Source organism: Anaerorhabdus furcosa, assembly GCF_900167375.1.
Taxonomy (GTDB): Bacteria; Bacillota_I; Bacilli_A; order Erysipelotrichales; family Erysipelotrichaceae; genus Anaerorhabdus; species Anaerorhabdus furcosa.
This window is the reverse complement of record NZ_FUWY01000001.1, coordinates 246801-260650: the sequence shown is the minus strand read 5'-3', so window position 1 is coordinate 260650 and position 13850 is coordinate 246801. Positions and strand designations below refer to the sequence as shown.

Genomic DNA, 13850 nt, shown 5'->3' with positions numbered 1-13850 from the left:
TCTTTTTATTTTGTAAAATACTAGTTGACACATTATACTATGCAATGTATAGTATACACATAAGGAGGTTCTTATGGATGCACAATTAAAAAAAGGATTCTTAGAGTTTTGCGTTCTTGCAGCACTAAAAGATGCAGATTCTTATGGGTATCAAATTGTAAAAGATGTTTCAACATGCATTGAAATCTCTGAATCAACTTTATATCCAATACTCAAAAGATTAGAAACAAGCCAACAAGTATCGACTTATTCTGTTGAGCATAATAGTCGATTAAGAAAATATTATCAAATAACTGATAAAGGAATTGGACAGATTAATAGGTTTTTAGAGGATTGGGATGAAATAGAGAAAATATACAAATTTATAAAAGGAGATAAAGAGGATGAATAAACAAGAATTTTTAGAAAGATTAGAAAATCTTTTAAATAAATTAAGTCCGAGTGAGAGAGAAAAAGCGATTTCATATTATAGTGAAATGATAGAAGATTTCATAGAAGATGGTTGTACGCAGGAAGAAGCAGTTATCAAAGTAGGTACACCTGGACAAATTGCAGAAACAATTTTATCAGAAGATGTTTCAAATAAATCGAAAAAGGAAAGTACACCAGCAAAAAAGATGTTAATCGCAACACTGATTGTGCTTGGAAGTCCATTCTGGGGTGCGTTTGTTTTGATGGGACTCATGTTATTGTTAACGGGATTTTGCTTACTTTTAGTGGGTTATATGCTACTTTGGACAATTCCATTTCTTATGGGAACGCTTACTGTTGTTAGTGTTATCCTAAGCGTTGTTAGCACATTGGGGTCATTTGCAATTATGCAAAGTAATTTAGCTCTAGGTTTGACACAATTTGGTGTAGGCGTTATAGCATCGGGTTTATTTATCTTACTAGCAATCAGTACAGGAATGATTTCAAAATACTTTGTTGTTATCACGAAGAATGTCTGGGGTTGGGTTGATATCAACTGTTTGCAAAGATTGAGAGGAATTAAATTATGGTAAAAGAGTTACTTAGTAAAAAGAATTTATTGATTTGGAGTTCATGCTTAATTATTGCAGGGCTTGCATTTATGATTGCAGGATTTAATCTTGCAGATAATAATCTTGAAAACATGAAATTAGAAGATAAAGAAATATGGTATCAAACAGTTCATGTCGATGATGATAATCAATTCCGTATCTATGCAAAAATGGGTCCACTCTACGTTTTTCATTTTGGTAATTAAATATTGTATTAGAGGATAAGTGAATACTTATCTTTTTCTATCCTGACGGAACATAAAAAGAGATGAAAGTAATATTTATTTCATGTAGAATTAGAATACACGATGAGGTACGAATATGGATTGGAATGAACAGTTACAACAAATTATTGATTATGTAGAAAATCATCTTCAGAGAACTGAAGAGCCAATTGAACAAGAAGATATAACAAGAATCGCAGGCTGTTCATACGGATTTTTTCAAAAAGTATTTTCTTATATGAATGAAATGAGTTTTGCAGAATATGTAAGAAATCGAAAATTAACACTAGCTGGTTATGATTTGAAAAGCACAAATATGAGAGTGGTTGATATTAGTTACAAGTATGGGTATGATTCACCGACATCGTTTACAAAAGCATTCAATCAATTTCATGGGGTATCACCTAAAGATGCTAGAAATGAAGATATTGAATTAAGAGTATTTCCAAAGATGCAAGTATCTACAAAACAAGAATATGCTTGGCGATTGGTAAAAAAAGAAGAGATGCGACTGCTTGGTAAAATAAAAAAAATATCTTGTGTAAATGGAAACAATTTTAAAGAAATTCCAGCGATATGGCAACAATATTTTAAAGATGGAACATTTTCTAAACTTGTTAACTTGGATCAAGGAAGTCCCAAGGGACTATTTGGTTTGTGTTTGAACTATTCTAGTGAGGCAGAAGAAATTGATTATGCAGTAGCGGTAATCGGTGATAAACAATCAGATGAGTTTGAAGAAATCGTGTTACCTTCAGTAACTTGGGCAGTATTTGATTGTAAAGGTAGACTACCAGAGGCGATTCAAAATGGATGGAAATTCTTAAATGAAGAATGGGTTGTAAAGTATCCATTCAATCATGCTGATTGTCCAGAAGTTGAATGGTATAGTGAAGGAAATTCTTTTGACGATGATTACTTAAGTCAAATTTGGATTCCCATTGAGGAGGATAAATAAATGGTGCATTTAGTTTACTGTGATAATACAGGAGGAAAAGGAAATAAAGAGTTAGATAAAATCATCAATCATACAAAGACGATGGTTGTTAGAGGAGCAGCGGGTAGAAAGTTTCCCCACAGCAGAGTATTTGAAAATGACGTTCTATACTTCATGGAAAAAGGAACGATGAAAATAACTGCAAAAGCAGTTGTAACTCATGTAGAGAATTATGTTAAATTGAGTGATGAAGAAAGTAGAGAAATTCTTGAAAAGAATCAAAAGAAATTAAATCTTACTGATAAACAAAAAGAGCGTTGGCTAAAGAAATGTCTATGTCTTGTTGAATTTAATCATGTAGAAGAAATAGAACCTTTGGATTTTGATAAACAAAGTAATATGGATGATTGGTTAATTATCGACAAGATTGAAGATGTTGTAGTGGGTACAAGTATTAAATATGAATATGTGAAGATAAAATAAAAGATATGCTCAATTTAAACATATCTTTTTGATATTATGCTTTTTTAATTTCTACACTCCATTGTGCACCAACACCAATGTTGTATGCCTTTGAGAATGAACCTTGATTGATTGCGATACCTACGCGGTAAACAGAGTTGATATAAATAATTGGTGAACCAATTCTTACATCTGCAAAACTTTTACCATAGATTACTTGATTTTGATAAACCAACATATCATTGTTGTAGATAGTAACTTCAAGTCTTTCACCATAAGCAGGATTGATGCTTAAGAACTCTTCACGTTCAATACTTGTCCAAAGTGATCCAAAGCGAACATCAAGGATATCAATAGAACCTTTTACAGAATCACTTGTAACTTCTGTTGCAGTAACAGGTAATTCAACAATTCTTTCAACTGATAGTTCAGGACCAACGTCTTCAAATGTGATAATACCAGCAGCAAGACGAGCACCTGTAAAGGCATACACATCACGGCCATGGAAAGTATAGCTCGCTTCTGTATTAGCACGGCGATTTGAAACTTCTGATATTTCGCGAATTGCTTTAATTCCCATATATTTTTTGATATGAGTGAGAGTTCCGTTATCTGGTGTAACGATGTAATGTCCAGCGTTTGTAAGCGCAACTACACTTTTACGAGATGATCCAACACCTGGATCAACAACAGAAACAAAGACAGTACCTTCTGACCAATATTCTACTGTTTGGAATAAGCGGTAACTTGCTTCAAAGATATTGTAAGGTGTGATGTCGTGGGTAAGATTACGAATACGTAATGTTTCATCAACACCAAAGGCAACACCCTCCATTGCACTAATTGCTCCATCGACTAATCCAAAGTCGGATTGTAATACTAAAGTTTTTTTCATTTTATTCTCCTATTTAGTGAAAGTGATGGTCCAGTCAGAACCAAAGTCACAATGATATTCTTCGACGAAGTTACCCATTGATACAGCCAATGACACTTTCATCAATTCATTATTATAAATAATTGGTTCGCCGATAGAAGCCATACCAAATGATTTGTGGAACAGAATTGGTTTATTCACAACAGTTTCACCTTTGTGCTTAATTTCAACATTGAGATAATCACCGTAATTGAAGCCAGCTTCATGCATCATAACAAGTGGGATATTTGTCCATAAGTTTCCAAAGTTTGGATCATTGATTTCAAATATACCGTCAACTTTATTACCTGAAAGCGTTGGTTCTAAAATTTCATGAGTTACGATTTCTTCAACTGGATAAGCTGGTCCTACTTGTTCATAAGTAATAATTCCAGAAGCAAGTTTTGCAGCACAGTAACCAAATAAATCACGACCATGGAAAATTGCAACACCTTCGGTTCCTTTTCCTTTTAAACGATTTACTGTTTCATCAATTTCTCTTACCTCTTCGATACCTACATACTTCATTAAGTGTGTTAGAGCACCATTATCAGGTGTTACAACATAGTAGCCATCTTTTGTCTTTGCAACACAGGCTTTTCTTGCAGTGCCCACACCTGGATCTACTACAGATACAAAGATAGTTCCCTCTGGCCAAAACTTCATCGATTGATATAAACGATAAGAAGCAGACCAAATATCATATTGAGGAAGTTCATGACTTCCATCTATGATTTCTAGTGAGCGATCAACACTCTTAACAACACCATACATTGCACATACTGCACCTTCTTTATAAGTGAAGTCTGTTTGAAATACTAAAATTGGTTTTTCCATATTTTTATTCTCCTTTTATATAAATGGATTAAAGTAAATACTATGATTTACAAAAGTTGTGATTAGAAGTGAAGCGATAAAGATTGCAAGACATACTCCCATTGCGATGTAATCGTTTTTATTAAGTGGACGATATGCATACCAAGTTCTAGTTTTGCTTTTACCATAACCTCTTAATTCCATTGCGTTGGTAATAAGTTCGATTCGATCTAATGTTGTAAAGATAAGAGGTGTAAGAATAGAAATAATATTCTTGAATCGTTTTGATAATTTCTCTTTATTTGATAATTCGGTACCACGAGCTTGTTGAGCAAGTGAGATTGAATGATAGTCACGTTGAACATCTGGGAAATATCGGAGTGTCAGTGATAAAGCAGTACATGCTTTATAATTCACTTTAATCTTATTTAGTGATGATGCAAACTCACTTGGGTTTGTAGTAAGAAAGAACATAATACCAAGAGGTACAATAGATAAATATTTTAATAGCTTTGTTATTTGATAGAATAGTTGTTCAAGTGTAACAACATATGGACCTGCGATGGTGAATAACACATGTTCAGTACCATAAATTTCAACACCTTGTAATGGAGCAAAAACAAAGGTAAGAATGAAATTTGTAATTAAGAAGATGAAGACATAAATCAACATAAGCTTAACTTGACTAAATTTTATTTTTGCAACTTTGAATAAAGCAAAAGACAAAATTAATACAAATAAGATAACACGAATATCAAATGATAACATGACGGTCGTTGTTAATAACAAGAAACATACAAATTTTGTTAGACCACTTAAATGATGGATATAAGTATCTAATTGATTGTAAGAGAACATTTTAACTTTCATGATTACGTTCCCTTCTTTCTTGGATAATGAAACATTCTACGAATTTAAGTGGGTCACTAATGTGTGCTTTTTGTGCTAATTCAAATAATGAAGTTTCTTTTAAATTTGCTTCTTGAATTAATACAGGGTCACATAAGACTTCATATGCTTTTGTGTCAGCTAATTTCTTTCCATTTGCAAGAACAATAGCACGAGGGGTATATTCCAACATTAAATGCATGTCATGTGTTATTAAAATGATAGTTTGACCATTCTTATTTAAACTTTCTAAGAATTCCATGATTTCTGAATAGTGATGATAATCTTGACCCGCTGTAGGCTCATCAAGAATGAGTATTTTAGGATTAAGAACTAAGATACAAGCAATCGTTACCCTTTTCTTTTGTCCATAACTTAATGCGCTAATTGGCCAACTCTTAAATGGTAACAAACCACAAATTTTCATTACATCTAAAACACGTTTTTCAATTTCTTCTTCATTAATATTTCGTATGCGCAGTCCTAAAGCGATTTCATCATAGATTAAGTTTTTAGAAATCATTTGATTTGGATTTTGTAAAACAATACCAACATGTTCTGCACGTTCTTTGATTGTATAGTTTACTAAATCTTGTCCTTCTAATAAAATCGAACCCTTATCTTCTTTCTCAAATCCAACAATAAGTTTAGAAAGTGTACTTTTACCAGCACCATTCTTACCAACAATTGAAATCATTTCACCTTCATTAATGATGAGGTTAATATCTTCTAATATCTTACGACTACCATCATAACTAAAACTCAAATGATTAATTTCAAGCAATGATTTTTCTTTTGGTGTAGGTAGTGTACGGTTATGTGTTTTGAACCAACTTTGTAATTGATTTGCGACAGCATCGATATTGAATGTAGAGATATGTTCAGGATTCATATCAGGTGTGATTTTGATTCCTGCATATTTACACGCAGTAATATAGAGGGGTTCTCTTATCCCTTGTTCAAGAAGAATGTTGCTTGATAATACATTGTTTGGTGTATCATCCATAAGAATTCTTCCCTCATTCATAACAATGATGCGATCAATATTACGATGTAGTACATCTTCTAAACGATGTTCAATGATGACAACAGTTTTTCCTTCATCATGAATATCATCAATCAATTCGATTGCAGTTTTTCCAGTTGCAGGATCAAGATTTGCAAGAGGTTCATCAAAAAGAAGGATATCGACATCATCAACTAATACACCCGCAAGTGATACACGTTGTTTTTGCCCACCAGATAGTTCAAAGGGATTACTACCCAATAACTCATCCATGGATACAAGCTGTGCAATTTTTTTAACTCTGTCTTTCATTGCAGGTAAAGGAACATTATCATTTTCTAAAGCGAATGCAATGTCCTCACCCACGGTTAATCCAACGAATTGGCCATCTGAATCTTGAAGAACAGTACCAATTTGTTTCGATAAATCAAATAAAGTTTGTGTTTTTGTTTCTGAATCATGAATCAATAATGAACCTTGAATTTCTCCTTTATATGAGAAAGGAATTAATCCATTTAAACAATGCCCCAGTGTACTTTTCCCACTTCCACTTGGTCCAACAATTAATATCTTTTCACCAGAGTGAATCGTTAAATTGATGTTATGCAATGTAGGTTCTGCTTGGGAATAATATTGGAAAGTAAAATCCTTAAATTGAATAACAGGTTGTCTCATAATTTCACCTCGTCTGTCTACTAATTAAAAATGGGCTAAATTCAATTAGCCCATTCCTGTTACAAGTAATAATAATTATTCTTTTGTAAGTGAGCCTTTACTAGTTTTTGTTTTAGCGTAAGCAAGCAATAATAATGACCCAACAACACAAGCACATATTGCATCAAGTACAAAGGCAACAAGACCTTGTGTAAATACAAGATTTACAGGCTCTGCATAAATTACGATATCTAATATTGGCGCAACAATAACCCATGCAATTGCATTACCAACGATATTCATAGCACAGAATTTGAAAATTTCTGATTTACCGATTTTGCCACTGTCTGCATCAATCATGAAGTAAACCATACCACCAATAGCAGCAGCTACCCCAGATGCGATAACCCAGCTCCACCAAGGAGCTCCATAACTGAAGTCATTTAGAGCATGTCCAATGAATGCTACTAAGAAACCACAAATTGGACCAAACACTGCACCAAAGAATGCAGATACACCATAAGCGATTTGTAAATTTGTTTCAGGAATTGGTGAAGGTATTTTTACAAACATGAATAATACCATGAATAATGCTGCCCCAAGACCAGTTGCCACAATTGTTTTTGTAGAAAATAAACTTTTCTTTGTCATAATTGTACCCCCTTAATTGTACCCAAACATTTTAGCATATTTTAGTCAAAATTTACTATCAAAATCAGGTTATTCGTCAGATTCTTTAGGATTTTGCAAAGATTGTTTGTAGGCTTTATAAAATTTGATAGAAAGAAGTGAAAATAAAAGTAATCCAAATCCAAAAGGAATGAGCCATAGAAATGCAAGCCATGCAGGAGCACTGGCATACATATACTTTGCTGCATAATATCCATGGACATAATCACTCGTTATAATAATGCAAGCAGCATGGGTATCAATAAGCGCTAAAATAGCGAAAATTAAGGCTAAATACTTATTTTTTTTCATAAATTACTCTCCTTGAGGTAATTTTTACACACAATCTTAGGAAAAGATAGATAAATAAAGGATAAATAAGGTAGAAAGGCTCTAAAAAAGTTTACACATTGTCTAACATGTGATAAAATCATAGGCACGGGTAGATTAATCGTCTACTCCTTGCCTGAAAAGGCCAGAAGACCATAAGGAGGTGTACACATGAGAAAATATGAAGTCATGTACATCGTAAATGCATCTTTAGAAGATGCTAAACGCCAAGAAGTAATCGAGTCTATGCACGGTATCATCACTAACGGTGGTGGAAAAATCGTAAATGTAGATGAGTGGGGCGTGAAAGAATTTGCGTATCGTATAGAAGACATGACCAAAGGTTATTACATGGTAGTAACATTTGAAGCTGACAACGAAACAGTTAAAGAATTTGAACGTTTAATGCGTATCAATGCAAACATTGTTCGTTTCATGATTGTAAAACAAGACGAAAACTAAGAGGTGACCCATGATTAATCGTGTCGTTTTAGTCGGAAGACTAACAAAAGATGTTGAAATTAAAAAAACATCATCAGGACTTTCTGTTGCTTCATTTACAGTTGCATGCAATCGTCGTGTATCTGGACAAGGACAAGAGAAACAAGCAGATTTCATTAACTGCGTAGCTTGGCGCCAAACTGCTGACTTTTTAGGGCAATATGCTAGAAAAGGTGCTTTAGTTGGGGTTGAAGGTCGTATTCAAACACGTAATTATGATGGAACCGATGGTAAAAAAGTTTATGTTACAGAAGTTGTTTGTGATTCTTGTCAATTATTAGAATCTAAATCAACATCAGAAAACCGCCCTGCATCAACATCATTTGATGGCCCATCCTATTCAGGTATGGAAGCATCAGGGTTTGAAGCAGATAACGCGTTTGATGATTTCAATGCTGGACCATCTTTGGATATTTCCAGCGATGACTTACCATTTTAGAAAGGAGATCTACCATGGCATTCAAAAAGCAAAGAATGGGTCGTAAGAAAGTATGTTACTTCACAAAGAATAACGTTACATCAATCGACTATAAAGATATTGAATTGTTGAAAAAATTTGTTTCAGCGAACGGAAAGATTATTCCTAGACGTGTAACTGGAACTCGTGCTAAATATCAACGTATGTTAGCAACAGCAATTAAACGTGCTCGTCAAATGGCACTATTACCATACGTTAATGATTAACAGGTAAACCTCCGTCAACATGATGGAGGTTTTTGAACTTTTGGAGGAGACCCTAAATGAATAACAATGTGAGAAAAATTACAGATGGAGCAATGATGACAGCACTTGTTGGTGTATTGCTTTTCGCGAATCGGCAATTAGGTGGGATTGTTGATTTGTTTGCTTGGATATTACCCTTACCAATGGTATTTTTTACTGCAAAATACGGTTGGAAAGATGGGTTGTTGCCACTTGCAGCAATGATTATTCTGACAGTGCTATTGGGTACTCCACAATCGATATATTACTTTACTGTAACGTCTGTAACTGGACTGATTTATGGAGAAGGAGTTAAGCAAAAGTGGACATCACGTCGATTAATGCTTACTGCAATGGGGATTTCACTAGTTTCTAATTTGGTGACAACTGTTTTATTTGCATCCTTTTTCGGTTATGATATAGCTATGGAAGTTCAAACAATGAAACAAGTGTTTGAGCAAACTATGGGAACCGCTGTTGCAGCATTACCAATTGACATTACACAAATGATTCGTATCGCTGCAATCTTTAGTGTTTTCTTAACGGGTGTTGTTGAGGGTTTATTGATTCATATGCTTTCAAGATTACTACTTCAAAGATTAGGATTTCAATTTCCTAAAGCAAAACCATTATCACAAATTAGTAGCCCAAAATGGACTGGATATGTAGCTATTATTTGTTGGGCTGGAGCTGAATATTTATTAAGAACGCCACAAAAATCTAATGTACAAGATATTTTAATGATTTTGAATTTGGCTTCTAATTTATATTTAATGTTTTTTGGTTATTTGGGAGCAATTGTATTTGGAGCTATACAATTCAAGAAAAATATTACATTTTATTTAGTTCTATTAACAATATTGTTTTTACCAGTTGCAATTCCAGCATTCTCTTTATTTGGATTTCTTTACATCGCAACTAATTGGAGAGTGGACTTATTAAGGAGGATTCAAAGTGGAGAAATTAAGTAAACTGAAAGTACAAGTTTCACTATTACTTGTTATCCAAGTGATTTTGATTGTCTTTTTCAAATTAATGTGGGATATCAATATTATTTTATCTGCATTAATTACAGCAATTGAAATTGCGATGCTTGTAATTTTATTTAAGACATATGAAAAGGATTTGGAAGAAACAAATCATGGAATAACAAGAGTATTAGGTACTGAAGCAAAAGAAGCATTTCTTTTTGGTGAAACAGGAATGCTTGCTTATGATGACAACTATGTAATCTCTTGGATGAGTGAAATCTTTGAAGAAAGAGGGTTTAATCGTGTAGGTAAGAAATTACTTGTGTGGTTACCAGAAACAGATGACTTGATTTCTGGTAAAGCAGAAGAAGTAGAAATAAAATTAGATAATCATATTTATTTAGTGCATCGTAAAGAGGATGCAAAAGTTTTATTCTTTAAAGATATTACTGAAACAAAAATGTTTAAAGATGCTTATGAAGATGAGCAAATTGTTGTTGGTTTAATCAATTTAGATAACTATGAAGAATCAACTCGTTATGAGGATGAAAAATTAACATCAAGTATTAATAATAGTATTCGACAACCGGTTGTTGAATGGTGTAAGCAACATGGTTTATTACTTAGAAGACTAAAAAATGATCGTTACATGGTTGTTTTAAATGAGAGTTTATTTAAAGGACTTGTTGAGAATCGATTCAGTATTTTAAACACAGTACGTCGTGCTTCTCAAGAGTTGGATGTATCCATTACTTTATCTATGGCATTTGCAAGAGGGACATCTAATTTTGAAGAATTAGATGAAATGGTTGTTCAATTACTTGATTTAGCTCAATCTCGTGGAGGAGATCAAGTTGCAATACGAAGAGCTGGTGAAGATGTGAAATTCTTTGGAGGAAGCTCTGAAGCAATAGAAAAACGAAGTCGTGTTCGTGTAAGAATTATGGCAAACACACTGAAAGATTTAATTCAAAAATCAGGGAATGTAATTATTTGTTGCCATAAAGAAGCAGATTTTGACTGTATGGGTGGTGCAATCGCGATGAGTCGTATTGTTCAAGCCTATGGTAAAGGATGTTGCATTATTGCGAAAACAGGTGGTATTGAAGAAAAACTATCTGGTGTAATTGAAAAGAATAAAGCTGAACTATTAGAGCATCATCAATTTGTAACTGAGAATGAAGCAATTAATCAATATAGAGATGATACTTTAGTTATTATGGTTGATCATCACAGTTTGAAACAATCAAATGGTTCTCATTTATTAGAGAATGCGAAAAAGATTGCGATTTTTGATCATCATCGTCGTAGTGCTGATTTGGAAATTAATCCAATTTTGGTATATATTGAGGCAGGTGCATCAAGTACATCTGAACTTGTTTCTGAATTTATTCCATATCTATCAAATCGCATAGAACTTAATGAATTAGAAGCAAATATTATGTATGCTGGTATGATTATTGATACAAATCGTTTTAAAGTAAGAACTGGAACAAGGACATTTGAAGCTGCAGGAATGCTTAGAAGTTTAGGTGCTGATCCACTTGTGGTTGATGAGTACTTAAAAGATACCTACGCAGAGTTTACGATGAAATCAATTATTATGAATAACTGTGAACAATATGAAAAAGGAATTATTATTGCCCCAGTAACTGATAAAGTGGTATCTCGTTCAATGATGTCACAAGTTGCGGACAATATTCTTCAAATTAAAGATATACAAGCAAGTTTTGTGATTGCAATGATCAATGAGAATCAAGTTGCAATTAGTGCGAGAAGTAGAGGTAAAGTGAATGTTCAAAGAATTATGGAAAATATGCATGGTGGAGGACATTTAACAGCTGCAGCACTACAAAGAGAAGGCAAAGATGTGGTAGAATTAAAGAACGAACTAATTGATGCAATTAGTCGATATTTTGAGGAGGTTGAAGGAAATGAAAGTAATCCTACTGAGTGATGTAAAAAAAGTTGGTAAAAAAGGTCAAGTATTAGAAGTGGCTGATGGATATGCAAGAAATTTTCTTATTTCGAAAGGTCTTGCAGTTCAAGCTACTGCTAAGAGTATGGAAATATTAGAAGATCAAAATGAAGAAGCAAGACAAAATGCAAAAGAGCTTGAAGCACAAGCGATTGCATTAAAAGAAAAATTAAAAGGAATCACATTGGAATTTACATTGAATAGTAAAAATGGAAAAGTATTTGGTTCAGTTTCTACAAAACAAATTGCAGAAGAATTGAATAAGAAATTTAATATTCATGTAGATAAAAGAAAATTTATTGATACAGATCCAATTGCAGGATTAGGTTATAGTACGGTGAAAGCTGAATTATATAAAAATGTAATTGGTGAGATTAAATGTCACATTAAAGAGAAAGCGTAGGATTAAGCATGATTCGTCAAATGCCAAATAGTTTAGAAGCTGAACAGTCATTACTTGGAACACTTATGGTTTATTCTAACAGTTTAACTGTTGTGATGGATTCAGGATTAGGTGATTCTGATTTTTACTTAGATGCACATCGTAAAATATACAGTGCAATTTTTGACTTGCACAGCGAAGGAAAACCAGTGGACATGACGACAGTTTCTGCAAGATTGAACGATACAAATCGTTTATCGCAAGTTGGAGGAGTAGATTACTTAATGCAACTTTGTGATGCTGCAGTAACTAGTGCAAACACAAAATCATACGTGGAAATTATTCAAAATAAATCTTATATGCGTAATTTGATTGAAGCATCTCAAAATATCGCAGAAGAAGGTTTTGAAGGTCAAGTTGATATTGATGATTATTTGGATAGTGCTGAAAAATTAATCTTAAGCGTTACAAGAAATCGTAGAACAACAGATTTTAGATCAGGTACTGAAGTTATTAACTCAGTAATCGAAAATATACAAAAAATGTCTGATAATCATTCTCCAATAACAGGAGTGGCTACTGGATTTAAGGATTTAGATCGCTTAACACACGGATTTCAACCAGGTGACTTAGTTATCCTAGCGGCTCGTCCTTCAATGGGTAAGACAGCGTTTGCGCTTAATTTGGGGATGAATATTGCTCAAATCAATACAAAGAAAGCAATCGCAATCTTTTCACTTGAAATGCCTGCTGAACAATTGATTTCACGTATTCTTGCGGCAAAGAGTACAGTCATGGGTGATCATTTGAAAACAGGTTTCCTATCTACTGGAGAATGGAATCAATTATCAGAGGCTGTAACAGAATTAAAATCAACAAAAATATTTATTGATGATACACCAGGTGTACGTGTTTCTGAAATATTCTCGAAGTGTCGTAAACTTGAAGCTGAACATGGGCTTCAATGTATTATCATTGACTATATTCAACTTATTTCTGGAAGTGGTAGTAAATCAAGTGATAACCGTCAACAAGAAGTATCTGAAATATCACGTAATCTAAAAGCGTTGGCACGTGAACTGAAGGTACCTGTTATTGCACTATCACAATTATCTCGTGGTGTAGAAGCAAGAACGGATAAGCGCCCAATGATGTCAGATCTTCGTGAATCTGGAGCCCTTGAACAAGATGCGGATATTATTATGCTTTTATTTAGGGAATCTTACTATAATGAAGAGAAAAAAGAAGAATCAATTAAAAATGGAATAGAGTCTGTTGAAGTTGATATTGCGAAACACCGTAATGGTGCTACTCGAAAAATTGATGTAGCATTCAAAGCGGATATCAATGCATTCTACAATATTGATAAATCTCAACAGTAAGCATAGAAATTAA

General features: G+C 33.5%; 18 protein-coding genes. 12 read left to right on the top strand and 6 right to left on the bottom strand.

Annotated features, from left to right (window positions below):
* Positions 1–73: 73 nt before the first annotated feature.
* The 5 genes from B5D14_RS01355 (at position 74) to B5D14_RS01335 (ending at position 2666) form a co-directional block, all read left to right on the top strand.
* Entirely contained in the window at positions 74–391 is a 318-nt protein-coding gene (locus B5D14_RS01355; RefSeq protein WP_078710784.1) for a PadR family transcriptional regulator, read from the top strand.
* Positions 384–1004, top strand: coding sequence for a DUF1700 domain-containing protein (locus B5D14_RS01350; protein ID WP_078710783.1), 621 nt, complete (start codon positions 384–386; stop codon positions 1002–1004). Before B5D14_RS01355 ends, B5D14_RS01350 begins: the two co-directional genes overlap by 8 nt.
* A complete protein-coding gene (locus tag B5D14_RS01345) occupies positions 998–1228 on the top strand; it encodes a hypothetical protein (protein WP_078710782.1) in 231 nt (76 codons plus the stop codon). The genes B5D14_RS01350 and B5D14_RS01345 overlap by 7 nt, the downstream gene beginning before the upstream one ends.
* Positions 1229–1343: 115 nt before the next feature.
* Positions 1344–2204: an AraC family transcriptional regulator gene (locus B5D14_RS01340; RefSeq protein ID WP_078710781.1), complete on the top strand. Its 861-nt coding sequence runs from the start codon at positions 1344–1346 to the stop codon at positions 2202–2204.
* Positions 2205–2666, top strand: coding sequence for a hypothetical protein (locus B5D14_RS01335; protein ID WP_078710780.1), 462 nt, complete (start codon positions 2205–2207; stop codon positions 2664–2666).
* Between the two features lie 34 nt (positions 2667–2700).
* On the opposite strand, the gene B5D14_RS01330 is transcribed toward B5D14_RS01335, so the two are convergent.
* The 6 genes from B5D14_RS01330 to B5D14_RS01305 all read right to left on the bottom strand — a co-directional run bounded on the left by B5D14_RS01330 (position 2701) and on the right by B5D14_RS01305 (position 7903).
* Entirely contained in the window at positions 2701–3540 is an 840-nt protein-coding gene (locus tag B5D14_RS01330) for an SAM hydrolase/SAM-dependent halogenase family protein (RefSeq protein WP_078710779.1), read from the bottom strand.
* 9 nt (positions 3541–3549) lie between these two features.
* Positions 3550–4395, bottom strand: coding sequence for an SAM hydrolase/SAM-dependent halogenase family protein (locus B5D14_RS01325; protein ID WP_078710778.1), 846 nt, complete (start codon positions 4393–4395; stop codon positions 3550–3552).
* 15 nt (positions 4396–4410) lie between these two features.
* Complete coding sequence (locus tag B5D14_RS01320; RefSeq protein ID WP_078710777.1) at positions 4411–5244, bottom strand: energy-coupling factor transporter transmembrane component T family protein; 834 nt, start codon at positions 5242–5244, stop codon at positions 4411–4413.
* Entirely contained in the window at positions 5234–6943 is a 1710-nt protein-coding gene (locus tag B5D14_RS01315; protein ID WP_078710776.1) for an ABC transporter ATP-binding protein, read from the bottom strand. Before B5D14_RS01315 ends, B5D14_RS01320 begins: the two co-directional genes overlap by 11 nt.
* 75 nt (positions 6944–7018) lie before the next feature.
* Complete coding sequence (locus tag B5D14_RS01310) at positions 7019–7573, bottom strand: ECF-type riboflavin transporter substrate-binding protein (RefSeq protein WP_078710775.1); 555 nt, start codon at positions 7571–7573, stop codon at positions 7019–7021.
* A 69-nt stretch (positions 7574–7642) separates the two neighbouring features.
* Entirely contained in the window at positions 7643–7903 is a 261-nt protein-coding gene (locus tag B5D14_RS01305) for a hypothetical protein (RefSeq protein WP_078710774.1), read from the bottom strand.
* Positions 7904–8092: 189 nt separating this feature from the next.
* Here B5D14_RS01305 and rpsF point away from each other — a divergent pair, with 189 nt between their 5' ends.
* The 7 genes from rpsF to dnaB are packed head-to-tail and all read left to right on the top strand — an operon-like array spanning position 8093 to position 13837.
* Positions 8093–8383, top strand: coding sequence for a 30S ribosomal protein S6 (gene rpsF, locus B5D14_RS01300; protein ID WP_078710773.1), 291 nt, complete (start codon positions 8093–8095; stop codon positions 8381–8383).
* A gap of 10 nt (positions 8384–8393) precedes the next feature.
* Positions 8394–8861, top strand: a complete 468-nt coding sequence (ssb, locus tag B5D14_RS01295) for a single-stranded DNA-binding protein (RefSeq protein ID WP_078710772.1) — start codon at positions 8394–8396, stop codon at positions 8859–8861.
* 14 nt (positions 8862–8875) lie between these two features.
* Complete coding sequence (gene rpsR / locus B5D14_RS01290) at positions 8876–9106, top strand: 30S ribosomal protein S18 (RefSeq protein ID WP_078710771.1); 231 nt, start codon at positions 8876–8878, stop codon at positions 9104–9106.
* A gap of 56 nt (positions 9107–9162) precedes the next feature.
* Positions 9163–10095 carry a DUF2232 domain-containing protein gene (locus B5D14_RS01285; protein WP_078710770.1) on the top strand — a complete coding sequence of 311 codons (933 nt, stop codon included), beginning with the start codon at positions 9163–9165 and terminating at the stop codon, positions 10093–10095.
* Positions 10079–12052: a GGDEF domain-containing protein gene (locus tag B5D14_RS01280; RefSeq protein ID WP_200804728.1), complete on the top strand. Its 1974-nt coding sequence runs from the start codon at positions 10079–10081 to the stop codon at positions 12050–12052. Before B5D14_RS01285 ends, B5D14_RS01280 begins: the two co-directional genes overlap by 17 nt.
* Complete coding sequence (gene rplI, locus B5D14_RS01275; protein ID WP_078710769.1) at positions 12030–12476, top strand: 50S ribosomal protein L9; 447 nt, start codon at positions 12030–12032, stop codon at positions 12474–12476. The genes B5D14_RS01280 and rplI overlap by 23 nt, the downstream gene beginning before the upstream one ends.
* An 8-nt stretch (positions 12477–12484) precedes the next feature.
* Complete coding sequence (dnaB, locus tag B5D14_RS01270; protein ID WP_078710768.1) at positions 12485–13837, top strand: replicative DNA helicase; 1353 nt, start codon at positions 12485–12487, stop codon at positions 13835–13837.
* The last annotated feature ends 13 nt before the right edge of the window (positions 13838–13850 follow it).